The sequence below is a fragment of the Paraburkholderia sp. GAS82 genome (assembly GCF_050436285.1).
Classification (GTDB): domain Bacteria; phylum Pseudomonadota; class Gammaproteobacteria; order Burkholderiales; family Burkholderiaceae; genus Paraburkholderia; species Paraburkholderia phenazinium_B.
Genome location: NZ_JBNDLX010000004.1, coordinates 87091 through 110195 on the forward strand (window position 1 = coordinate 87091; position 23105 = coordinate 110195).

The following is a 23105-nucleotide window of genomic DNA, read 5'->3' on the forward strand; positions in this document are numbered from 1 at the left end:
ACCGTTGATGAACCCGATTTCGCTCTTTTGCATTCTTGCCGGCGTCACACTGAACGCCTGCGCCCAGCTTCTGCTGAAGGCCGGCACGAATGCCGTTGGACACTTCGAATTCACCCGTGCGAACATCCTGCCCATTGGCTTCAAGCTGGCGACCCAGTTGCCGATCATCGGCGGCCTCGGTTGCTATGTGATCAGCGTCGCGGTGTGGGTGATCGGGCTCTCGCGTGTGGATGTGTCGATCGCCTATCCGATGCTCTCGCTCGGGTATGTCGTCAACGCCTTCGCCGCCTGGTATCTGTTCGGCGAGGTGCTGTCGGTTCAGCGGCTCGTCGGTATCGGCATCATTCTGATTGGCGTCGTCGTACTGGCGCGCAGCTAGGCGCCGTCAGGCTCTGAACCGGTGTGAACCGGTTTTTGCCGGTTACCGCAAGCAGTTTGTTACCGTTGAGGGCCGGCATGGCATGCCGGGCTGTAAGAGGTGGTAAGCACCCCGCGCAGGCAGCGTTATACCCGCTGACCGCGCCCCGGATTGCCGAAGTATCCTTGCCGGACGTCGTTGTTGTTGGTTGCCGCCCTATTTCTATCGAGCGAAGCATTCATGAGCCAGTCATCAGTCCCGTTTTTGCCGTTTGTCCGTCCGGAAATCGACGAAGAGACCATCCAGGGCGTAGCCGAAGTGCTGCGCTCCGGCTGGATCACGACCGGCCCGCAGAACCAGGCATTCGAAGCCGCGCTGTCGGAATTCTGCGGCGGCCGTCCCGTGCGCACCTTCAACTCCGGCACGGCCACGCTCGAGATCGGCCTGCGCATTGCCGGTGTGGGCGAAGGCGACGAAGTCATCACGACGCCCGCCTCGTGGGTCTCCACCAGCAACGTGATCTACGAAACCGGGGCGACGCCGGTATTCGCCGACATCGATCCGAAGACCCGCAACATCGATCTGGATCTGCTCGAGAAGGCCATTACGCCGCGTACCAAGGCGATCATCCCGGTGTATCTGTCGGGCCTGCCGGTCGACATGGACCGTCTCTACGAAATCGCTCGCGCCCACAAGCTGCGCGTGGTCGAAGACGCGGCGCAGGCGTTCGGTTCAACGTGGAAGGGCGAGCGCATCGGCAAGCTCGGCGACATGGTGTCGTTCAGTTTCCACGCCAACAAGAATCTGACTTCAATCGAAGGCGGCGCGCTGGTGCTGAACAACGAGGAAGAAGCCATCCTCGCCCAGAAGTACCGGCTGCAAGGCGTCACCCGCACGGGCTTCGACGGCATGGACTGCGACGTGCTCGGCGGCAAATACAATCTGACGGACGTGGCGGCGCGAGTCGGCCTCGGCCAGTTGCCGCATCTGGAGCGTTTCCTCGCGCAGCGCAAGAAGCTCGTGCGGGCTTACTTCGCGGGTTTTGAAGGCGGTGCAGCGGTTAAGCTCGGCATGGGTCTGCCGTTTGCTGACTTCGATAACAGCAACTGGCACATGTTCCAGATCACGCTGCCGCTCGAGAAGCTCTCCATCGACCGAGCCGGTTTCATGGGTCAGCTGAAGGAGCGCGGCATCGGTTCGGGCGTGCACTACCCGGCCATCCACCTGTTCACGCTGTACCGCGCGCGCGGCTTCAAGGAAGGCATGTTCCCGCATGCAGAGCGCTTCGGCGCCACCACGGTCACGCTGCCGTTGTTCACGCTGATGAACGAAGGCGACGTGGCGCGGGTCTGCCTGGCGGTCAACGAAATTTGCGAACAATACGGAAAATAAGCGGAAATGAGTCAAACGGAACATCGCTCTCCGATGTCTGATACGCCGGAAGTCTCGGTCATCATTCCGGTGTACAACGAGGAAGCCGGTCTGGCCGCGTTGTTTGCGCGCCTGTACCCGGCGCTCGACGCGCTCGGCACCCGCTATGAAGTGATCTTCATCAACGACGGCAGCCGCGACAAATCCGCCGCGCTGCTGGCCGAGCAGTTCCGCAACCGGCCGGACACGACCCGCGTGATCCTGCTGAACGGCAACTACGGCCAGCATATGGCGATTCTCGCCGGCTTCGAGCAGGCGCGCGGCGAGATCGTCATCACGCTCGACGCCGACCTGCAGAACCCGCCGGAGGAAATCGGCAAGCTGGTCACGAAGATGCGTGAAGGCTACGACTACGTGGGCACGATTCGCCTGCAGCGCCAGGACAGCCTGTGGCGCCGCAAGGCTTCGCGGGCAATGAACCGTCTGCGCGAACGCATTACCCGCATCAAGATGACCGATCAGGGTTGCATGCTGCGCGCCTACAGCCGGCACATCATCGACACGATCAACCGCTGCGGTGAAATCAATACGTTCATTCCGGCGCTCGCCTACACCTTCGCGCAGAATCCGGTGGAAATCGAAGTCGCGCACGAAGAGCGCTTTGCGGGCGAATCGAAGTATTCGTTGTACTCGCTGATTCGTCTGAACTTCGACCTCGTCACCGGTTTCTCGGTGGTGCCGCTGCAATGGCTGTCGTTCATTGGGGTAATCCTCTCGCTGGGCTCCGCAGGCCTGTTCGTGCTGCTGCTGATTCGCCGCTTCATCATCGGCGCGGAAGTGCAAGGTGTGTTCACGCTGTTCGCTATCACGTTCTTCCTGCTCGGCGTGATCATCTTCGCGCTTGGTTTGCTCGGCGAGTACATTGGCCGGATCTACCAGCAGGTGCGAGCCCGTCCCCGTTATCTGGTGCAAACGATTCTCGAACAGCGCGACGGCACCACCGTCGCCGAGGCGCCCCGCCAGGCGCTGGTGCAGGCCGTTCAGCCGGCGCCGCTCATCGATCAGGGACCGAATCCATGAAGCCACGCGCGGTTGTATTCGCGTATCACAACGTCGGCGTGCGCTGCCTGCAAGTGCTGCTGGCGCGCGGCGTCGAAGTGGCGCTGGTGGTCACTCACGAGGACAGCGCAACCGAAAACATCTGGTTCGGCAGCGTTGCTTCGGTGGCCGCGAGCTATGGCATCCCCACAGTGACGCCCGCCGATCCGAAGAGCGACGAACTGCGCGCCGCGGTGAGCGCCGCGCGGCCCGACTTCATTTTCTCGTTCTACTACCGCCACATGCTGCCGGTCGACCTGCTCGCGCTGGCCGCGCGCGGCGCCTACAACATGCACGGCTCGCTGCTGCCCAAGTACCGCGGCCGCGTGCCGACCAACTGGGCCGTGTTGAAGGGCGAAACCGAAACCGGCGCCACGTTGCACGAAATGGCCGCCAAACCTGACGCAGGCGCGATCATCGCGCAAACGCCGGTGCCGATCCTGCCGGACGATACCGCCGCGCAGGTGTTCGACAAGGTCACCGTGGCCGCCGAGCAGACGCTCTGGCGCGTGCTGCCGGCGCTGCTCGCCGGCGAGGCACCACATCTGCCGAACGATCTGGCGCATGGCAGTTACTTCGGCGGACGCAAGCCCGAAGACGGCCGGATCGACTGGAGCCAGCCGGCTCAGGACGTCTACAACCTGATCCGCGCCGTGGCGCCGCCCTATCCCGGCGCGTTCACCGAGATCGACGGCCAGCGCTTCGTCGTCGCGCGGGCGCGTCTTGCCCGTCCCGGCGCGCTCCGCTCAGATTTGCCCCCCGGCCTCCACGTAAGCGATAATGCGTTTTTTGCGGTGTGCGGCGATGGCCGCGCCATCGCCATCCACGAATTGCGGCGCCAGCACGAAGGCCAAGAGCCCGTCGTCTCCCCTGCCGAATTCTCCCAGCTCATTCAATCTTCCCGTCATCAATGAAAAAAGTCCTGATTCTGGGTGTCAACGGCTTCATCGGCCATCACCTGTCCAAGCGCATTCTCGAAACGACCGACTGGGAAGTGTTCGGCATGGACATGCAGACCGAACGCCTGGGTGATCTGATCAATCACGAGCGGATGCACTTCTTCGAAGGCGACATCACGATCAACAAGGAGTGGGTCGAGTATCACGTGAAGAAGTGCGACGTGATCCTGCCGCTCGTTGCGATCGCCACGCCGGCTACTTATGTGAAGCAGCCGCTGCGCGTGTTCGAGCTCGACTTCGAGGCGAACCTGCCCATCGTGCGTTCGGCGGTGAAGTACGGCAAGCACCTCGTGTTTCCGTCCACCTCCGAGGTCTACGGCATGTGCACGGACGAGCAGTTCGACCCGGAAGAGTCGCAACTGTCGTATGGTCCGATCAACAAGCCGCGCTGGATCTACGCGTGCTCGAAGCAGTTGATGGACCGCGTGATCTGGGGCTACGGCATGGAAGGCCTCAACTTCACGCTGTTCCGTCCGTTCAACTGGATCGGCCCGGGCCTCGATTCGATCTATACGCCGAAGGAAGGCAGCTCGCGCGTGGTCACGCAGTTCCTTGGCCATATCGTGCGCGGCGAGAACATCAGCCTCGTAGATGGCGGCGCGCAAAAGCGTGCCTTCACGGATATCGACGACGGCATCGGCGCATTGATGAAGATCATCGAGAACAAGGACGGCGTCGCCACCGGCAAGATCTATAACATCGGCAACCCGACCAACAACTTCTCCGTGCGTGAGCTCGCGCACAAGATGCTAGCGCTCGCCGCCGAATTCCCGGAATACGCGGAAACGGCCAAGCAGGTGCAACTGGTCGAAACGTCGTCGGGTGCTTACTACGGCGCGGGCTACCAGGACGTGCAGAACCGCGTGCCGAAGATCGACAACACGATGCAGGAACTCAACTGGGCACCGAAGTCGACTTTCGACGAAGCGCTGCGCAAGATTTTCGAAGCGTATCGCGGCCACGTCGCAGAAGCGCGTGCTCTGGTCGAACAGCAATAAATAAGGGCTGATCCTTGGCGCGCATCGTCCTGAAGATCGACGTCGACACGCTGCGCGGCACCCGCGAAGGCGTGCCGAACCTCGCCCGCATTTTCGACCGTTTCAAGGCGCGCGCCACCTTCCTGTTCAGCCTCGGGCCCGACCACACCGGTTGGGCGATGCGCCGCGTGCTGCGCCCGGGGTTTCTGCAGAAGGTTTCGCGCACTTCCGTGGTCGAGCATTACGGCATCAAGCAATTGATGTATGGCGTGTTGCTGCCCGGGCCGGACATCGGCGCGCGGGCTGCGTCGGAGATGCGTGCGATCCACGAAGCCGGCTTCGAATGCGGCATTCACACGTGGGATCACGTCTACTGGCAGGACAACGTGCGCGCGCGGGCGCGTGACTGGACCGTCGCGCAGATGCAGGCGAGTCACTCCCGTTTCATCGAGATCTTCGGCACGCCGCCCGTCACGCACGGCGCCGCCGGGTGGCAGATGAACGGCCATGCGTTCGAGCAGATCGACGCGTGGGGCATGCAGTATGCCTCCGATGGGCGCGGTCATTCGCCCTACTTCCCCGTCGTGGACGGCAAGACCCTCTCGCACGTGCAGATGCCCACCACACTGCCCACGCTCGATGAAGTGCTGGGCGTCGACGGCATCGATCTGGACAACGTTGCCGCGTGGATGTTGAAGCGTACCGAGAACAATCCCCACGATCAGGTGTACACGCTGCACGCCGAACTCGAAGGCCAAAAGCTCGCGCCGGTGTTCGAACAACTGCTGGACGGCTGGCGCGCTCAAGGCCACACGTTCGCCACGATGGGCGACTATCATGCCGCGCTGGACCGCAGCACGCTGCCATCGTACCCTGTCACCTGGGGTGAAATTCCTGGCCGTTCCGGCGAACTGATCGTGCAGCCGTCGTGAGCCGGGGCGCGGCAGAGTAGCCCGACGCCTGACCATAACAACCGGAGAACCTCGTGCCCATCGCAGTCGACCAACCCGTCCCCGACTTTACCGCCCCCGCAACCGGTGGCGAGATTACGCTGTCCAGTCTTCGGGGCAAAAAGGTGGTGCTGTATTTTTACCCGAAGGACAACACGCCAGGCTGCACGACCGAAGGTCTGCAGTTCCGCGATCTGTATCCGAAGTTCAAGAAGGCCGGTGCCGAGATTCTCGGCGTCTCGCGCGACAGCCTGCGCTCGCATGACAATTTCAAGGCCAAGCTTGAACTGCCGTTCCCGTTGATCTCCGATCCGGAAGAAACGCTCTGCGCGCTCTTCAACGTCATCAAAATGAAGAAAATGTATGGCAAAGAAGTACGGGGAATCGAACGATCCACGTTTGTCATCGACAGCGAGGGCGTCCTGCGCCACGAGTGGCGTGGCGTGAAAGTACCAGGTCATGTCGATGAAATTCTGGAGGCTGTACAAGCGCTGTGAGGCGCGTTATATTGGGCTGCAATGAGTGCCTGTCCACCCCATACTTTCCGCGGCTGCGCCGCATGTCACGCCTCTGTAGTCGAGGCAGTGAGGCGCAACGCGATGACCGAAGTCGAGCCGCTTGCCCCGTTTGCCGGGGCGGCGGCTTTTTTAATTGCGCGAAGCCGTTCTTTTACCCGGCCACGCGCTCTCGTCAAGGAGCCGATCGAAAACCAGGCGAACCGGCATTTTTAGACCGAAGCGCGCCTCCGGGCGCAAACTGCGTGGGCCTTTTGGCACACCAGCAGAATGCGACAGGCGGCGCACGATATGTGACCCGATTATTTCGAGGGAAACCATGCCTTTGCCTACCGCACCCAGCAAGCTCGGCAATCTCTTACCGGCTGACGAATACAAGGCTAAAGCCACGCCGGCCCGGTCCGCCAAAAAACAGGCGGTTGACGGGGAGCAAGCAGAGTCGGCCGATTTCGGCCAAGCCAACGTCGCGACGCCGATGGCGCGCGCCGCCAATGCCGCTACCACCTTGCGGCCGGTTCCTGCGTCTTCTTCTGCCGATAGCGCCGCTGGACAGGCTGCACCCGCACGCAGCCGGAAAAGCAAACAGACCGCCGCGTTGCTGCAACCGGTGCCGGCGCCTGCCGCCCGCCAGCAGCCCGCGCACGTCGAGCCTGAGCAGCCCGCCACCGCGGAACCCGTGGTGGCCCGCGCCGGCAAGCAGCCTGCGGCCAATACGGCGGCCACGCCGGCGGCAGCGACCCGCGGCAGCGCCAAGAAGCGCGGCGGCGCAGCCGAACAGGTCGAAACCCGCAAGCTGTTCGTGCTCGATACGAACGTGCTGATGCACGATCCGACTTGCCTGTTCCGTTTCGAGGAACACGACGTCTATCTGCCGATGATGACGTTGGAAGAACTCGACAACCACAAGAAGGGCATGTCGGAAGTCGCGCGCAATGCGCGACAGGTCAGCCGTACGCTGGACGCGCTGGTCGCCAACGGCGGCAATATGTCGGACGGCATTTCGCTGTCGCGCCTGGGCAGCCGCGAGGCTGCCGGACGTCTGTTTTTCCAGACCAAGCTGACGGATATCGAACCGGTCGAAGGCCTGCCGCAGGGCAAGGCGGACAACCAGATTCTCGGTGTCGTACGGGCCCTGCAACGCGACCGCATGGACCGCCAGGTCGTGCTGGTGTCGAAAGACATCAACATGCGGATCAAGGCGCATGCGCTAGGTCTGCCTGCCGAGGATTACTTCAACGACCAGGTTCTCGAAGACAAGGATCTGCTCTATTCCGGTATTCGCGCGCTGCCGCAGGACTTCTGGACCAAGCATGCCAAGGGCATGGAAAGCTGGCAGGACACCAAGACGGGCACCACGTATTACCGCGTGACCGGACCGCTGTGCGCCTCGATGCTGGTCAACGAGTTCGTGTATCTTGAGCCGCAAAACGGCGAACCGGCGTTTCACGCGCTGGTGCGTGAGCTGAACGGCAAGACCGCCTTGCTGCAGACCTTGCGCGACTACGGCCACCACAAGAACAACGTGTGGGGCATTACGGCGCGCAATCGCGAGCAGAATTTTGCGCTCAATTTGCTGATGAATCCGGAGATCGATTTCGTCACGCTGCTTGGTCAGGCCGGTACCGGCAAGACGCTCGTCGCGCTCGCGGCGGGGCTTGCGCAGGTGCTCGACGACAAGCGCTACAACGAGATCATCGTGACGCGGGCTACCGTGCCGGTCGGTGAAGACATCGGCTTTCTGCCGGGTACGGAAGAGGAAAAGATGCAACCGTGGATGGGTGCATTCGACGACAACCTCGAAGTGCTGCAGAAGACCGACGACGCCGCCGGCGAATGGGGCCGCGCCGCGACTCAGGAGCTGATCCGCTCGCGCCTGAAGATCAAGAGCATGAACTTCATGCGCGGCCGGACGTTCGTGGACAAGTATCTGATCATTGACGAAGCGCAGAACCTGACGCCGAAGCAGATGAAGACGCTCGTCACGCGTGCGGGTCCGGGGACGAAGATCATCTGCCTTGGCAACATTGCGCAGATCGATACGCCGTATCTGACGGAAGGCAGTTCGGGGCTCACTTACGTGGTGGATCGCTTCAAGGGCTGGGCGCACAGCGGGCACGTGACGCTGGCGCGCGGCGAACGCTCGCGTCTGGCCGATTACGCTTCGGACATTTTGTAAGCAGAGCTCGAAGCAAGCCGTTTGCCGTTTCACGGCTTAAAAGTTGTTCCAAAGCCGCGCCCGGGTTACACCGGGCGCGGCTTTTTTCGTAAGGTCGGCCTGCGCAGGTCAGATGTTACGTCCCGGCGGCGCCACACTTAGCACGTAAACTTCAAGTAATTTATCAACTTCTCTTGCTCATGCCACGGTGGACGGGCTACCATCCCGACATCGCCCGCTTTAAGCGAGTGCTTACGCTCGCCTTGTCTCAATGCGCCGACTTGGGTTTTCGCTGCTGGTCCTTCTGCTGCTCGCCGCCTGTTCCAGCGAGCCGCAGCGGATTTCGCGCAACTCAAACGGTTCTTCTTCGGCGTCCGACGGCGCTTATCGCACTCCCCCGCCCGGTTTCCCGAACTTCGTCGATCACAGCGTCGGACGCGAGGAAATTTCTATCGAGGCGATGGGCCTGGTCGGAATTCCGTACCGTTGGGGCGGCAATACGCCGGATAGCGGCTTCGACTGCAGCGGCCTGGTTCGCTATGTCGTGTCGCGCGCAGCCTCGGTGAATCTGCCGCGCACCACGGCGGATATGAGCGGAAGCGGCGAATCGATCGAGCCCGATGAAGTTGCGCCGGGCGATCTGATTTTCTTCAACACCACGGGGCGCCCACACTCGCACGTCGGTATTTATGTCGGCAAACTGCGCTTCGTCAATGCACCGTCGACGGGCGGCACGGTGCGCATCGACTATCTGACCAATCCGTATTGGGCCAAACGGTTTGACGGCATTCGCCGGGTCGCCGCGCCGACTCGCGCGCCAGCGCCGTTCGAGACGCCGACGTATCAGGCTTCGAATCCGCCGGAGAAGGTTGCTCCGGCGGTGCCGCAGGCTTCGTCTTCGTATGCGGGTACGGCGGGCGGTGCAGCTGTGGTCCCGACGCAGCAGCGGCCGCTATCGGAGCCGCAACAACCGGCTTATGCGGAAACTGCGCCTGCGGCCGTTCCATTGCAGCAAGTGTCTCAGCAGCGGGTTGCAGCCTCGATGCAGGCACCACTGGCGGACACCTCAGCTCGCGCTATGAACCAGCCCGCCGCCGCAGCGTCTGCGGATGCGTTCGAACCGCCGCCTCCGGCAATGAGCGCCGCACAGATGCAGGCGCGTGAAGCAGGTGCGGTTTCGCCGGCCGCAGTTCAGGCTGGACGGCCGCAGACGGACGCGGGCGCCATGGCAGCGACTTCTTCCACTGGGTATTCTCAAGCACCTGTGCGCTCGCCCGTGCCGGCGAGCGTCGCTCACGCACCAGACCCGATCGACGCCGCGGCCGATGCTTTCGAACCGCCGCCCCCCGCCTCCGTCGCCGTTCGCCAGGAACAGCAGGCAGGCGTGACCGGCTCCGCTGGCGGTGTGCAGATCATGCGAGCCTCGACTGGGTCACGCGCGATCCCCGCCCCCACGCAGTCCAGCGACGATCCCATCGCGCACTTCGCCAACGGCAATTTCTGACAGACACCGCCGGAAATGTAGCTGGTGGTCTGAAGGCCATTCGCCCCCGTCTGACACGCAGGATTAAGCTATCTGCTATCGTCTCCGATATTCCTAAGACAGGCAGGTAAGGTACTCACCATGGAACTTGGACTGAAAGACAAAGTGGTGCTGGTCACGGGCGGCAGCAAAGGAATCGGCCTCGCCTGCGCACGCGCCTTCGCAGCCGAAGGCGCCAAAGTTGCAATCGTCTCGCGCGATCCCGCGAATCTCGCCCGCGCCCGCGAGCAGCTGGCGAGCGAGGGACTGCACGTGCATCTCACACGCGCCGACCTGCATGAGCCACACGGCGCGGCCGATATCGTCGAAGAAGTCACCACCGCGGTCGGTCCGATCGACGTGTTGATCAATAGCGCCGGCGCCGCCCGTCGCTACGACCCGGAAACGCTCAACGCCGAAGCCTTCCGGGCGACGATGGAAGCCAAGTACTTTCCGTACATTTACCCGCAGCAGGAAGTGTTGAAGCGCATGGCGGAACGGGTGAAATCGGGAGCCAGCGCCGAGCCGGGAACGATCGTCAACATCATCGGCATGGGCGGCAAGATGGCGAGCGATATCCATATCGCCGGCGGCGCCGCCAACGCCGCGCTGATGCTGGCAACGGTCGGGCTCGCGCATTACTACGCGCGCTATGGCATCCGCATCAACGCGATCAACCCTGGGGCGACGCTGACGGAGCGCGTCGAGGAAGCGTTGCAACTGGAAGCCGGCCAGCAAGGGATCGACACGAAGGAAGCGCTGGCACGCGGTGAGGCCAAGGTGCCGCTCGGGAGATTCGCCAAGCCGGAGGAGATTGCCGACGTCGCGCTGTTCCTGGCGAGCCGCCGCGCGAGCTACGTAACCGGCGCGATCGTCCCGATGGACGGATGCAGCGCGCCGCTCATCTGAGTGCGGGCGCGCCAGCGCGCATCGGACCAAAGGCCAGAATCAGAGAAAACGGTGACCGAGCCACCACCCCGCCCCAGCGAGCACCGCTGATGCGGGGATGGTCAGAATCCACGCCCAGACGATATTGCCGGCCACGCCCCAGCGCACCGCGCTGAGTTTTTGCGTCGCGCCGACGCCGACAATCGCGCCGGTAATCGTATGGGTCGTGGACACCGGAATGCCGAGGAACGAGGCAATAAACAGCGTAATCGCACCGCCCGATTCTGCGCAAAAACCGCCGACCGGCTTGAGCTTGGTGATCTTCTGCCCCATCGTGCGGACAATACGCCAGCCGCCGAACAGTGTGCCCAACCCCATCGAAAGATAGCAGCCGCCGATCACCCACAGCGGCGGCGCATCGGCGAACGACGATGCATAGCCCGTCGCGATCAGCAGCATCCAGATGATGCCGATGGTTTTCTGCGCGTCGTTACCGCCATGCCCGAGGCTGTACATGCCGGCTGAAATCAGTTGATAACGGCGAAAGCGTCCGTCGACCTTGCTGGGTGGAGTGCGGAAGTAGATCCACGACACGGCCAGCATGAAGAACGAGCCGAGCACAAAACCCAGCAACGGCGAGATGAAGATGAACGCGACAGTCTTCATCAGCCCATCCAGGTTGAGCGAATGCCAGCCGGACTTGGCGAGCGCCGCGCCCACCAGACCGCCGATCAGCGCATGCGACGAGCTCGACGGAATACCGTAATACCACGTGACGATGTTCCAGCCGATCGCACCGACCAGCGCGCCAAAAATCACGTAATGATCGACGATGGCCGGATCGATCGTGCCCTTGCCGACTGTCTGCGCAACTTTCAGGTGAAAGATGAAATAGGCGATGACGTTGAAAGCCGCGGCGAAGGCAACTGCTTGTTGCGGCTTCAGAACGCCGGTCGAGACGACCGTGGCGATCGAATTCGCCGCGTCGTGGAAACCGTTCATGAAGTCGAACACCAGCGACACGGCGACCAGGGTGGCGACCACCCAGATGGCGAGTTGTATCGATTGCATTAAGCGTTTTCCAGCACGATGCCTTCGAGAATATTCGCCACGTCCTCACATTTGTCCGTGATGGTTTCGAGCAGTTCGTAGATCGCCTTCAGCTTGATCAGCGTCTTGACGTTGTCTTCCTCGCGAAAGAGCTTCGAGATGGCCGAGCGCAACACGCGGTCGGCTTCGGACTCCAGACGGTCGATATCCTCGCAGGCTTTCAGGATCTGGCTTGCTTGCTTCATGTCCGACAGCAGGCTGACCGCGAACTGCACGCGCTCGGCGGTCGCGGTGCAGATATGCGCCAACTGGCTAGCCTCAGAGGTCACCATCTGGACGTCATAGAGCGAGATTGCGGTGGCAACGTCCTCCATCAGGTCGAGGATGTCGTCCATCGTGGTGATCAACTTGTGGATTTCGTCGCGGTCGAGCGGCGTGATGAAAGTCTTGTGCAGCAGATCGATGGTTTCGTGCGTGAGCTTGTCTGCAGCCTTTTCGGCCTTTTGCACGTTTTGCTTATGGACCTCGGCGTCTTGCAGATTGTCGATCAGCAGCTCGAGTTCGTGGCTCGCGGAAACAATGCACTTTGCGTGCGCGTTGAAGATTTCAAAGAACTTGCCCTCGGTGGGCATGAATCGACCGAACATTGGAATCCCGGGAATTGGTCACATTGCGACTGACATAAAACCGCAATATTGTACCGTCCCCGGGATGGGGTCGCACTCTCGAAAATGCCGCTACGACCGCGGCGGCAGGTTGCCCCTTACTCCGCGTAGAAGTTTTGCGCGCCCGCAAAATTATCGAACTTCGTGTATTGACCATGAAACGTGAGGCGAACAGGACCGATCGGGCCGTTACGCTGTTTGCCGATGATAATTTCCGCCGTGCCCTTGTCCGGACTATCCGGGTTATAAACCTCGTCGCGGTAGATGAACAGGATGACGTCGGCATCCTGCTCGATAGCGCCCGATTCCCGCAAATCCGACATGATTGGACGCTTGTTCGGACGCTGTTCCAAGCCCCGGTTCAACTGCGACAGGGCAATTACCGGCACATCGAGCTCTTTGGCCAGGCTCTTCAGTGAGCGCGAAATTTCCGAAATTTCGGTGGCGCGGTTTTCACCGGACGACGAGCCGCTCATCAGCTGCAAATAGTCGATGATGATCAGACCCAGCTTGCCGCACTGCCGCGACAGCCGGCGCGCGCGCGAGCGCAGTTCCATCGGGTTCAGACCGCCGGTTTCGTCGATGAAGATTTGCGCTTCGCTCATCTTCTGCACCGCGTGCGTCAGCTTCGGCCAATCCTCGTCGGTGAGACGGCCCGTACGCATCCGATGCTGATCGAGCCGGCCAACCGAGCCGAGCATACGCATGGTGAGCTGGGTGCCCGGCATTTCCATCGAGAACACCGCCACCGGCAAGCCGTACTCCACTGCCACGTACTCGCCCACATTCATCGAGAACGCTGTTTTACCCATCGATGGCCGCCCCGCGACGATGATCAGCTCGCCGCCGTGCATGCCCGAGGTCATCCGGTCGAGGTCGACGAAACCCGTCGGCGTGCCTGTCACATCGCTCGGATTGGCGGTGTGATACAGCGTGTCGATCCGCTCGACCACCTGCGTGAGCAGAGGCCCGATTTCCAGGAAGCCCTGCGTGCCGCGCGCGCCGTCTTCGGCTATCGAAAACACCTTCGATTCGGCCTCGTCCAGCAGTTGGCGGACTTCTTTGCCCTGCGGATTGAACGCGTCTGCGGAGATTTCGTCCGCGACCGATACCAGCCGGCGCAGCACCGCGCGATCGCGCACGATTTCCGCATAACGCCGGATATTCGCCGCGCTCGGCGTGTTCTGCGCCAGCGCATTCAGATACGCAAGGCCGCCCACCTCCTCCGCCTTGCCCGAGGTGCCCAGCGCTTCATAGACCGTGATCACGTCGGCCGGACGCGTCGCCGCGATCAGCTTGCCGATGTGTTCGAAGATGATGCGGTGGTCATACCGGTAGAAGTCGCTTTGCGACAGAAAATCGGCGATGCGGTCCCATGCGGCGTTGTCGAGCAGCAGGCCACCCAGCACCGATTGCTCGGCCTCAATCGAATGCGGCGGGACTTTTAGCGACTCGATCTGGGGATCTTTGGACGGTGCGTTCATGGGATGGAATTATCGGGGTAAATGAGCGCGAAGGGAAAGCTAAAACATATGCCTTTCCAGGCCAAAACCTGCCAACAAAAAAGGCAGGGGCCGGTCACCCGGCCCCTGCCTTTCACCGGTGAGACTACCCGGCAAATATTGCTTCGATGCTTACGCGGTCAGCTTAGACGCGGTCGGCTTAGACGTGTTCGCCCAGCACCGACACCGTCACATCGACGAGAACGTCGGTGTGCAGCGAGATTTGCACTGCGTGGTCGCCGACCAGCTTCAGCGGGCCTTCCGGCAGACGCACTTGCGCCTTTTCCACTGCGAAGCCTTGCTTGACCAAGGCTTCAGCGATGTCAGCGTTCGTCACGGAACCGAACAGACGGCCGTCGACGCCAGCCTTCTGAGCGATCTGAACCGTCGAGCCTGCCAGCTTTTCGCCTTGAGCTTGAGCAGCTGCCAGCTTTTCAGCCGCAACCTTTTCCAGTTCTGCGCGGCGGACTTCGAATTCAGCGATTGCATCCTTCGTTGCGCGGCGTGCGTGCTTGTTCGGGATCAGGAAGTTACGTGCGTAACCGTCCTTCACCTTGACGATGTCGCCCAGGTTGCCCAGGTTGACGACTTTTTCCAAAAGAATAACTTGCATTCCGATGCTCCTTGTCGCGTCGTCGGGTTAGGCCTTGTGCTGGTCGGTGTACGGCACGAGCGCGAGGAAACGCGCGCGCTTGATTGCCGTATCCAGCTGGCGTTGATAGTGCGACTTCGTACCCGTGAGACGCGCCGGCGTGATCTTGCCGTTTTCGCCGATGAAGTCCTTCAGCGTTTCGATGTCTTTGTAGTCGATCTGATCGACACCAGCTGCCGTGAAACGGCAGAACTTCTTGCGCTTGAAGAGCGGATTTTGTTGCTGACGACGCTTGTCGAATTTCTTACCAGTCGGGCGGGGCATGTTCAGTCCTTTCCAATGTCCTGCAATGCTGTGATGTGAAATACCAGGGTTCTGGCGTTGCGGCTTTTCTTCGCCAGGAAGCCGGTGAAGAGCGTTTCGACGCCCATCGCACAGCTTTCCAGCTTGCCGCTCGCCTCACCGGCCGCCACCGCCGGCATCGTCAGTTCAACTTGCCGGGCGATGCCGGCTTCGACGACTTCAGTGCGGTGTTGCAACGTGCAGCTTGCGATCGGAACGCCGGCGGGGGTGTACCGCACCGGTTCGCGTTCAACGACGCTGGCCGTAAGTTGCAGCCGATTCATATACCTTTTGGCGAGAGCGACGCTTTTGCCTGGTAGCTTAAATTAGTGTGTCTTAAGCCTGCGCTTCCGACGGCTGCGTGGTAGCAGCTGCCTTCTTGGCTTCTTCGCGCTGCACTTCCTTCATCATCGGCGACGGGCCGGTTTCGGCCTTCTTCATCTTGACGATCAGGTGACGCAGAACGGCGTCGTTGAACTTGAATGCGTGTTCCAGCTCGTCGAGCGTGGCTTGATCGCATTCGATGTTCATGCAGACGTAGTGAGCCTTCGCGAGTTTCTCGATCATGTAGGCCAGTTGGCGACGGCCCCAATCTTCGATGCGGTGGACCTGGCCACCGTGCGAGGTGATCGTGGTCTTGTAGCGCTCGATCATGGCGGGCACTTGCTCGCTCTGATCGGGGTGCACAATAAAGACGATTTCATAATGACGCATACACACTCCTGTGGACTTGTGGATTAGAGCCACCCGGGCGTCTGAACCGGTGTGGCAAGTGAGAAGCCGAAGATTGTAGCCCGAATGGGGACGGGTTGCAAGATATCCCGTTAATTTGCCGCGCGATTCGGGTGTATTTTCAAGGGTTTAGGGGCATCTGGGGGTCCGGGGCCGTCTGACGGTACACGCTGCGCGCCCGCTCAGGCCTCGCCGCTCCAATATCCAGGCCGGGCATAGACCTCTTTCAGATAGTCGATGAAGTAGCGCACCTTGGCCGGCACGTAGCGCTGCTGCGGGTACACAGCGAGGATGTCGTAGTCGGGCAGCGCGAATTCGTCCAGCACCGTTTCCAGTTCACCGCGTACAAGCTGCTGCTGGATTTCCCACGTTGAACGCCAGCCGAGGCCCAGCCCTTCCGAGACCCAGCGGTGCAGCAGCTCGCCGTCGTTGCAATCGAGCGTGCCGCCTACCCGCACTGTCGCCAGCTTGCCGTTGCGCCGGAAGTACCAGCCGCGGTTCTGGCCCCCTTGCAGATTGAAGGCGAGGCAGTTGTGCTGCGGCAGGTCTTCGAGCGTCTTCGGCCTGCCGTGCTTGCGGAAATATTCGGGCGTCCCGCAGACCACACGGCGGTTCGAGGCCAGCTTCACGGCGACGAAATTGGGATCGACCGCGCCGCCGATCCGGATCGACAGGTCATAGCCTTCGCGCACCAGGTCCACCACCCGGTCGGTCAGATTGAACGACAGTTGCAGTTCCGGCTTGTCGGCAAGAAATGGCGGCGCGAGCGGCGCGACATGTTTGCGGCCAAACGCTGCCGGCGCCGATACGATCAGGTGCCCGCTCACCGCCCGGCGGCCCGCCGCGAGCTCGTTTTCCGCCTGATCCCATTCCGCCAGCAGACCGCGGCAGCGCTCGAGAAACGCCGCGCCGTCTTCGCTGACCACGAGACGCCGCGTCGACCGGTACATCAGCTTCACACCGAGGCGTTTTTCCAGCGCGTCGATGCGCCGTCCGAGAATCACCGGCGACACGCCCTCCTCCAGTGCCGCGGCAGCCAGACTGCCCGCGTCGGCCACCCGCACGAAGGTTTCGATCTGCTTGAAGCGGTCCATTTTTGTCTCCTTTCCTGCCGGGCTGCCGGTTCTCGCCGGTCACCGCCATTCCATACTTTTTGTTTCGAAATAAGCGACCCGGACTGATCTTATCAAACCTTTGGGTGAGGCCTACAGTCTGTCTCAACCCCCTCGATCCGCATTCAAAGACATTCAGGAGACATTCATGGCCAAGATGAGAGCCGTCGACGCAGCGGTACTGGTGCTCGAAAAAGAAGGCATCGACACCGCCTTCGGTGTGCCCGGCGCCGCTATCAACCCGTTCTACTCGGCCATGCGCAAGGCAGGCAACATCAGCCACGTGCTGGCGCGTCACGTCGAAGGTGCATCGCACATGGCCGAAGGCTATACGCGTGCTCAACCGGGCAACATCGGCGTGTGTATCGGCACGTCAGGCCCCGCCGGCACCGACATGATCACCGGTTTGTACTCCGCTCAGGCTGACTCGATTCCTATTCTGGCTATCACGGGTCAGGCGCCCCGCGCGCGTCTGTACAAGGAAGATTTCCAGGCCGTCGATATCGAATCGATCGCCAAGCCCGTCACCAAATGGGCCGTGACGGTGCGCGAGCCGGCGCTGGTGCCGCGCGCATTCCAGCAGGCCTTCCATCTGATGCGCTCGGGCCGTCCGGGGCCGGTGCTGATCGACCTGCCGATCGACGTGCAACTCGCCGAAATCGAATTCGATATCGACACGTATGAACCGCTGCCGGTCTACAAGCCGAAGGCGAGCCGCAAGCAGATCGAAGCGGCCCTCACGCTGCTCAACGACGCCGAAAAGCCGCTGATTGTCTCCGGTGGTGGCGTGCTCAACGCCGCCGCGGAAGACCTGCTCGTGGAGTTCGCTGAGACCGTGGGCGTGCCGGTGATTCCGACGCTGATGTCATGGGGCGCGATTCCCGACGACCACCCGCTGATGGCCGGCATGGTCGGCCTGCAGACCTCGCACCGCTACGGCAACGCGACGATGCTCGCCTCCGACTTCGTGCTCGGCATCGGCAATCGCTGGGCGAACCGCCACACGGGCAGCGTCGAGGTCTATACGAAGGGCCGGAAGTTCGTGCACGTGGACATCGAGCCGACGCAGATCGGCCGGGTGTTCGGGCCGGACCTCGGCATCGTGTCGGACGCGAAGGCCGCGCTCGAACTGTTCGTCGAAGTGGCGAAGGAATGGAAAGCCGCCGGCAAGCTGAAAGACCGCAGCGCATGGGTTGCAGACTGCCAGCAACGCAAGCGCACGCTGCAACGCAAGACGCACTTCGACAATGTACCGATCAAGCCGCAACGCGTGTACGAAGAGATGAACCAGGTGTTCGGCCGCGATACCTGCTACGTGAGCACGATCGGCTTGTCGCAGATTGCCGGCGCGCAGTTTCTGCATGTCTACAAGGCACGTAACTGGATCAACTGCGGCCAGGCTGGGCCGCTCGGCTGGACGATTCCCGCAGCGCTCGGTGTGCGCGCCGCGGACCCGCAACGGCCAATCGTAGCGCTCTCCGGTGATTACGACTTCCAGTTCATGATCGAAGAGCTCGCCGTTGGCGCGCAATTCAAGCTGCCGTACGTGCATGTGGTGGTGAACAACTCGTACCTCGGGCTGATCCGCCAGGCACAGCGCGCCTTCGATATGGATTTCTGCGTGCAGCTCGCGTTCGACAACATCAACGCGCCGGAAGTGAACGGCTACGGCGTCGATCACGTCGCGGTGGCCGAAGGACTCGGTTGCAAGGCGATCCGCGTGTTCAAGCCCGAAGAGTTGAAGCCTGCCTTGCAAAAAGCACAATCGATGCTCTCCGAGTTCAACGTGCCGGTGATCGTCGAAGTGATTCTCGAGCGTGTGACGAACATCTCGATGGGCACCGAAATCGACGCCATCAACGAGTTCGAAGAACTGGCCATCAAGCGCGAAGATGCGCCGAGCGCAATCAGCATGCTCGATTAAATCTGCCTCGTTTCACCTGCCCGGTCCGGCGGTTCAGCGTGCGATTCGCGCTCGAACGCCAGATCGAAGCAGCTTCATTGACCGACCAGCGAGACCCCAGCACCATGCCAAAATTTGCAGCCAATCTCACCATGCTGTTCAATGAAGTCCCGTTCCTCGACCGCTTCGTAGCGGCAGCGGACGCGGGCTTCAACGCCGTCGAGTTCCTGTTCCCCTATCCGTACAAAGTGGCCGAACTCGCCGAACGTCTGCAGCAGAACCGTCTGAAGCTCGTTCTTCACAACCTGCCCGCCGGCAACTGGGAAGCCGGCGAGCGCGGCATTGCCTGCCTGCCGGATCGTATCGGCGAGTTCCAGGAAGGCGTGGGCCGCGCCATTGAATACGCGAAGGCGCTCAAAGTACCGCAACTGAACTGCCTCGTCGGCATTCCAGGCCCGGGCGTCGATGCCGGCCGCGCTCACGCGACGATGGTCGACAACCTCCGCTTCGCAGCCACAGCTTTGAAGAAAGAAGGCATCAAGCTGCTGGTCGAGCCGTGCAATTCGTACGATATCCCAGGCTTTGCATTAAACCGTTCCTCCGAAGGCCTCGACGTGATTCGCGCGGTCGGTTCGGACAACCTGTTCCTGCAATACGACATCTATCACATGCAACGGATGGAGGGCGAACTCGCCGCCACCATCAAGAAGAACCTGGCGTCGATCGCGCATATCCAGCTTGCCGACAATCCGGGCCGCAACGAACCGGGCACGGGTGAAATCAACTACCCGTTCCTGTTCGATCTGCTCGATTCGCTCGGCTATGACGGCCACATCGGCTGCGAATACAAACCGCGCACGACGACCACCGAAGGTCTGGACTGGGTGCAGCGCGTAGCCGGCCAGGCACGCGGCGCGGCGCATGTCGCTGCCTGATCGAACAGATCGCCCTCCTCAACACTTCGCCCCCAACCCACTGGAGACATAGACACATGGCAAAGATTGGATTTATCGGCCTCGGCATCATGGGTGCGCACATGGCGCGCAACCTTCTCAAGGGCGGCCACTCGCTGTTCGTGAACGGCGCGTATCCGGTGCCGGAAGACCTGAGCAAGACGACCACCGTGGTGGCTAATTCGACGGCCGTTGCACAGGCTGCCGACATCGTCATCATCATGGTGCCGGACACACCGGACGTCGCCAACGTGCTGTTCGCCGACGACGGCGTCGCCAACGGTCTCGCGAAAGGCAAGCTCGTGATCGACATGAGCTCGATCTCCCCGCTCGACACGCAAGCCTTCGCGAAGAAGATCAATGCACTCGGCGTGGATTATCTCGACGCGCCGGTTTCGGGCGGCGAAGTCGGCGCACGTGAAGCGTCGCTGACCATCATGGTCGGTGGTCCGGAAAAGGCCTTTGCACTCGCCAAGCCGCTGTTCGAACTGATGGGCAAGAACATCTCGCTGATCGGCGATAACGGCGCGGGTCAGACCTGCAAGGTCGCGAACCAGATCATCGTCGCGCTGAACATCGAAGCGGTTGCAGAAGCGCTGCTGTTCGCTGCGCGTTCGGGCGCCGATCCGGAGCGCGTGCGCAAGGCACTGATGGGTGGCTTCGCGTCGTCGCGGATTCTCGAAGTGCACGGCGAACGGATGACGAAACGCACCTTCGATCCGGGCTTCCGCATCGAACTGCATCAGAAGGATCTGAACCTCGCACTCGACGGCGCACGCAAGCTGGGCATCGCCCTGCCTCATACCGCCAGCGCACAGCAACTGTTCAGCGTGTGTGCAGCGAACGGCGGCAAGGCATGGGATCACTCGGCGATGGTGCGCGCCCTCGAAATCATGGCGAACTTCGAATTGGCTCAGGCACCGGGCAAGGAAGCGAAAGCGGCTTGATGCGATTGCAGGGATACACGGATACGCTGCTGAAACGCCTCTGGTTTTTCATCTCTGTGGCATGACCACAGGTTTGGAGGCGCTCAGCGGCAGCAACATGGGTTGACGTGCGTGGGTTTCACGGCATTCACATCAACCGGCAAGTGGGGCGTCCGGTGCGATGCGCGGCACGCGTAGCGCATCGGACAAATCGTGCCGCTCTGGGCTGAGAGCGGCAAGTGGGGTCCGCAGCGGCACCCGTCGACGGCGGGGAAGCCTTGGTCGGTCAGACGTCGTCGTCGGGTGTCCGGCTGTCGGATAGTGCACACTGATAGCATGCAAAAACAACGCGGCGATAAGGCAATCAGCCCTTATCGCCGCGTTTTCTTTTTGCACGGACGTTTCAAAGCGCGCTCGAAACTCAACCCGTATCGCGCACGCTTCGCAGGTCGCCGCCTCAGTACGTGTCGAAGATCTTCTGCAGCGCCACCGGTCCGGTGCCACCCGCCGCGAGCGCCAGCATCAGCAGCACGCGCGCCTTGTACGGATTGAGCGAGCCCGCTGTGACGAAGCCAAGCGCATCGTCGGAGGCAGCGCCGTTGCGCATCACATGGCCCGAGCCGACCCGCGACGAGCGCACCACCACCACGCCCTGGCTCACCGCATCGGCAAGCGCCTGTTGCACCGACGCGTGAATCGAACCGTTGCCGGTGCCGGCTACCACAATTCCGCGCACGCCCGCAGCTACCAGAGCATCGACGCCGATCCGCGATGCGCCCGCATAACTCACGACAATCTCCACATTCGGCCACTTCGTGCCGATCACGAATTCCGTATCGACGGTGTGCGGACGCACGACCTTGCGCTGGAATTCCACGCGTCCGTCCTGCACCCAGCCAAGCGCGCCCACTTCCGGAGACTGGAACGCGTCCACTGCGTAGGTGCTGGTCTTGACCACATCGCGCGCGCTGTGAATGCGGTTGTTGAATGCCACCAGCACGCCCTGCCCGTGCGCGGCCTGGCTCGCCGCTACAGTGACGGCGTTGAGCAGGTTCAGAGGACCATCGGCGGAGAGCGCCGAAGAAGGCCGCATCGCCGCGGTCAGCACGACCGGTTTGGTGCTTTTGACGGTCAGATGCAACAGGTACGCGGTTTCTTCTAACGTATCGGTGCCATGCGTAATCACGACGCCGTCGATGTCATCGCTTGCCAGCAGCGCATTCACGCGTTGCGCGAGGGTCGCCCACAGCGCAAGCGCCATGTCTTTGCTGTCTATGCTGGCGACCTGCTCGGGCTGAATCTGCGCGACGCCCGAGAGCGCCGGAACCGCTTCGAGCAGGCGGTCGACGCCGACCACGCCGGCCTGATAGCCGGAGGTGTTGGCGGCATCGGCGGCAGAACCGGCAATCGTGCCGCCCGTCGCCAGTACGGCAATGCGCGGCAGCGCGTGCGCGGCTTCGGAAGCGGCGGGCTGGGAGCCGCTGGCCGGCGAAGCGGCGGCGGCAGAGCCGGCGCCCTGCGCGCCGGATGAGGAAGGAGTCGAAGTATTCATGGCGGCGATTGTAAGCGATGCGCCGCGACAGCACGCCAGCATCAATCCACTGCGCGCAACTGCGCAGCGATCTCGGCTTCCTTCAGCTGCGGCGCGAACATTTCCAGCAGACGATACGCATAAGCGCGCAGGAACGCGCCCTTGCGCAAGCCGACACGGGTCGTGCTCGCCTCGAACAGATGCTGCGTATCGAGCGCGACCAGTTCGGTATCGCGCTTCGGGTCGTATGCCATCGCCGCGACCACGCCAATGCCCATACCGAGTTCGACGTAGGTCTTGATCACGTCCGCATCGATCGCGGTCAGCACGACGTCGGGCAGCGCACCCGCCTTCGCGAACGCCTGGTCGATATGCGAGCGGCCCGTGAAATCCTGGTCGTACGTGACGATCGGAAACTCGGCAATCTCGTCGAGCGTCAGATTTTCACGCCCGACCAACGGATGCCCCTTCGGCACGACCACTACGTGATGCCACGAATAGCACGGGAACGTCACGATGTCCGGGAAACGGTCAAGCGCTTCGGTCGAAATACCGATGTCCGCTTCGCCGTTGATGATCATCTGCGCAATCTGTTGCGGGCTGCCCTGGCGCAGCGCCAGATGCACCTTCGGGAACACTTCGGTGAACTGGCGAATCACCTTGGGCAGCGCGTAGCGCGCCTGCGTGTGGGTCGTAGCGACGACAAGGTGGCCACTATCCTGATCCGCATACTGTCGCGCCACACGGCGCAGGTTTTCCGCGTCGAGCAGCATCCGTTCGATCAGCTGATGCACGGCCTTGCCCGGCTCCGTGAGGCCCGTCAGGCGCTTGCCACGGCGAATGAAAATATCGACGCCGAGTTCGTCCTCGAGGTCCTTGATCTGTTTCGACACGCCCGACTGCGACGTGTACAGCACGTTCGCGACTTCCGTCAGGTTCATGTTCTGCCGCACGGCCTCGCGCACAAAGCGCAGTTGCTGAAAGTTCATCTGTGTGTCTCCGGT

The 23105-nt window shown here is 61.9% G+C and carries 24 protein-coding genes; 14 read left to right on the forward strand and 10 right to left on the reverse strand.

The window, feature by feature from the left end:
* Positions 1 to 7: 7 nt before the first annotated feature.
* From P3T17_RS13870 to P3T17_RS13920, 11 genes are all read left to right on the forward strand, one after another.
* Complete coding sequence (locus P3T17_RS13870) at positions 8 to 379, forward strand: DMT family transporter (RefSeq protein WP_074264840.1); 372 nt, start codon at positions 8 to 10, stop codon at positions 377 to 379.
* A gap of 219 nt (positions 380 to 598) precedes the next feature.
* The gene (locus P3T17_RS13875) at positions 599 to 1750 is read left to right on the forward strand and encodes a DegT/DnrJ/EryC1/StrS family aminotransferase (protein WP_429407302.1); all 1152 of its coding nucleotides are present in this window, start codon (positions 599 to 601) and stop codon (positions 1748 to 1750) included.
* Positions 1751 to 1756: 6 nt separating this feature from the next.
* On the forward strand, positions 1757 to 2809 hold the full coding sequence (locus P3T17_RS13880) for a glycosyltransferase (protein WP_074264842.1): 1053 nt from the start codon (positions 1757 to 1759) through the stop codon (positions 2807 to 2809).
* The gene (locus tag P3T17_RS13885) at positions 2806 to 3741 is read left to right on the forward strand and encodes a formyltransferase (RefSeq protein WP_429407304.1); all 936 of its coding nucleotides are present in this window, start codon (positions 2806 to 2808) and stop codon (positions 3739 to 3741) included. The genes P3T17_RS13880 and P3T17_RS13885 overlap by 4 nt, the downstream gene beginning before the upstream one ends.
* Positions 3738 to 4784 carry a bifunctional UDP-4-keto-pentose/UDP-xylose synthase gene (locus P3T17_RS13890; RefSeq protein ID WP_074264844.1) on the forward strand — a complete coding sequence of 349 codons (1047 nt, stop codon included), beginning with the start codon at positions 3738 to 3740 and terminating at the stop codon, positions 4782 to 4784. Before P3T17_RS13885 ends, P3T17_RS13890 begins: the two co-directional genes overlap by 4 nt.
* A 14-nt stretch (positions 4785 to 4798) precedes the next feature.
* Complete coding sequence (locus P3T17_RS13895) at positions 4799 to 5695, forward strand: polysaccharide deacetylase family protein (RefSeq protein ID WP_429407306.1); 897 nt, start codon at positions 4799 to 4801, stop codon at positions 5693 to 5695.
* A 53-nt stretch (positions 5696 to 5748) separates the two neighbouring features.
* A complete protein-coding gene (locus P3T17_RS13900; RefSeq protein WP_074264846.1) occupies positions 5749 to 6210 on the forward strand; it encodes a peroxiredoxin in 462 nt (153 codons plus the stop codon).
* 102 nt (positions 6211 to 6312) lie between these two features.
* Positions 6313 to 6444 (forward strand): hypothetical protein, encoded by a 132-nt coding sequence (locus P3T17_RS13905; RefSeq protein WP_302050851.1) that lies wholly within the window; start codon positions 6313 to 6315, stop codon positions 6442 to 6444.
* Between the two features lie 103 nt (positions 6445 to 6547).
* Positions 6548 to 8404 carry a PhoH family protein gene (locus P3T17_RS13910; RefSeq protein ID WP_429407308.1) on the forward strand — a complete coding sequence of 619 codons (1857 nt, stop codon included), beginning with the start codon at positions 6548 to 6550 and terminating at the stop codon, positions 8402 to 8404.
* A 250-nt stretch (positions 8405 to 8654) separates the two neighbouring features.
* Positions 8655 to 9887 (forward strand): NlpC/P60 family protein, encoded by a 1233-nt coding sequence (locus P3T17_RS13915; RefSeq protein WP_429407310.1) that lies wholly within the window; start codon positions 8655 to 8657, stop codon positions 9885 to 9887.
* 120 nt (positions 9888 to 10007) lie between these two features.
* On the forward strand, positions 10008 to 10814 hold the full coding sequence (locus P3T17_RS13920; RefSeq protein ID WP_074264849.1) for an SDR family NAD(P)-dependent oxidoreductase: 807 nt from the start codon (positions 10008 to 10010) through the stop codon (positions 10812 to 10814).
* Between the two features lie 39 nt (positions 10815 to 10853).
* On the opposite strand, the gene P3T17_RS13925 is transcribed toward P3T17_RS13920, so the two are convergent.
* The 8 genes from P3T17_RS13925 to P3T17_RS13960 all read right to left on the reverse strand — a co-directional run bounded on the left by P3T17_RS13925 (position 10854) and on the right by P3T17_RS13960 (position 16770).
* Entirely contained in the window at positions 10854 to 11864 is a 1011-nt protein-coding gene (locus P3T17_RS13925) for an inorganic phosphate transporter (protein WP_074264850.1), read from the reverse strand.
* On the reverse strand, positions 11864 to 12490 hold the full coding sequence (locus P3T17_RS13930) for a DUF47 domain-containing protein (RefSeq protein ID WP_074264851.1): 627 nt from the start codon (positions 12488 to 12490) through the stop codon (positions 11864 to 11866). Before P3T17_RS13930 ends, P3T17_RS13925 begins: the two co-directional genes overlap by 1 nt.
* 116 nt (positions 12491 to 12606) lie before the next feature.
* Complete coding sequence (locus P3T17_RS13935) at positions 12607 to 13992, reverse strand: replicative DNA helicase (RefSeq protein ID WP_074264852.1); 1386 nt, start codon at positions 13990 to 13992, stop codon at positions 12607 to 12609.
* Between the two features lie 178 nt (positions 13993 to 14170).
* Positions 14171 to 14623, reverse strand: a complete 453-nt coding sequence (gene rplI, locus P3T17_RS13940) for a 50S ribosomal protein L9 (protein WP_429407312.1) — start codon at positions 14621 to 14623, stop codon at positions 14171 to 14173.
* A 27-nt stretch (positions 14624 to 14650) separates the two neighbouring features.
* Entirely contained in the window at positions 14651 to 14926 is a 276-nt protein-coding gene (rpsR, locus tag P3T17_RS13945) for a 30S ribosomal protein S18 (protein WP_074264854.1), read from the reverse strand.
* A gap of 2 nt (positions 14927 to 14928) precedes the next feature.
* A complete protein-coding gene (priB, locus tag P3T17_RS13950) occupies positions 14929 to 15228 on the reverse strand; it encodes a primosomal replication protein N (protein ID WP_074264855.1) in 300 nt (99 codons plus the stop codon).
* Between the two features lie 52 nt (positions 15229 to 15280).
* A complete protein-coding gene (rpsF, locus tag P3T17_RS13955; RefSeq protein WP_074264856.1) occupies positions 15281 to 15658 on the reverse strand; it encodes a 30S ribosomal protein S6 in 378 nt (125 codons plus the stop codon).
* Positions 15659 to 15858: 200 nt separating this feature from the next.
* The gene (locus P3T17_RS13960; protein ID WP_074264857.1) at positions 15859 to 16770 is read right to left on the reverse strand and encodes a LysR family transcriptional regulator; all 912 of its coding nucleotides are present in this window, start codon (positions 16768 to 16770) and stop codon (positions 15859 to 15861) included.
* 166 nt (positions 16771 to 16936) lie between these two features.
* Between P3T17_RS13960 and gcl the strand changes: the two genes are divergently transcribed.
* The 3 genes from gcl to P3T17_RS13975 all read left to right on the forward strand — a co-directional run bounded on the left by gcl (position 16937) and on the right by P3T17_RS13975 (position 20591).
* The gene (gene gcl, locus P3T17_RS13965) at positions 16937 to 18712 is read left to right on the forward strand and encodes a glyoxylate carboligase (protein ID WP_429407313.1); all 1776 of its coding nucleotides are present in this window, start codon (positions 16937 to 16939) and stop codon (positions 18710 to 18712) included.
* A gap of 104 nt (positions 18713 to 18816) precedes the next feature.
* Positions 18817 to 19626, forward strand: coding sequence for a hydroxypyruvate isomerase (gene hyi, locus P3T17_RS13970; protein ID WP_429407315.1), 810 nt, complete (start codon positions 18817 to 18819; stop codon positions 19624 to 19626).
* 56 nt (positions 19627 to 19682) lie between these two features.
* The gene (locus P3T17_RS13975) at positions 19683 to 20591 is read left to right on the forward strand and encodes a 2-hydroxy-3-oxopropionate reductase (protein ID WP_429407317.1); all 909 of its coding nucleotides are present in this window, start codon (positions 19683 to 19685) and stop codon (positions 20589 to 20591) included.
* A gap of 436 nt (positions 20592 to 21027) precedes the next feature.
* Here P3T17_RS13975 and P3T17_RS13980 read toward each other — a convergent pair whose 3' ends face one another.
* Together P3T17_RS13980 and P3T17_RS13985 are read right to left on the reverse strand one after the other, a co-directional pair.
* Positions 21028 to 22164, reverse strand: coding sequence for an asparaginase (locus P3T17_RS13980; protein ID WP_429407319.1), 1137 nt, complete (start codon positions 22162 to 22164; stop codon positions 21028 to 21030).
* Complete coding sequence (locus tag P3T17_RS13985; protein ID WP_074264860.1) at positions 22164 to 23090, reverse strand: CysB family HTH-type transcriptional regulator; 927 nt, start codon at positions 23088 to 23090, stop codon at positions 22164 to 22166. The genes P3T17_RS13980 and P3T17_RS13985 overlap by 1 nt, the downstream gene beginning before the upstream one ends.
* Between the last annotated feature and the right edge of the window lie 15 nt (positions 23091 to 23105).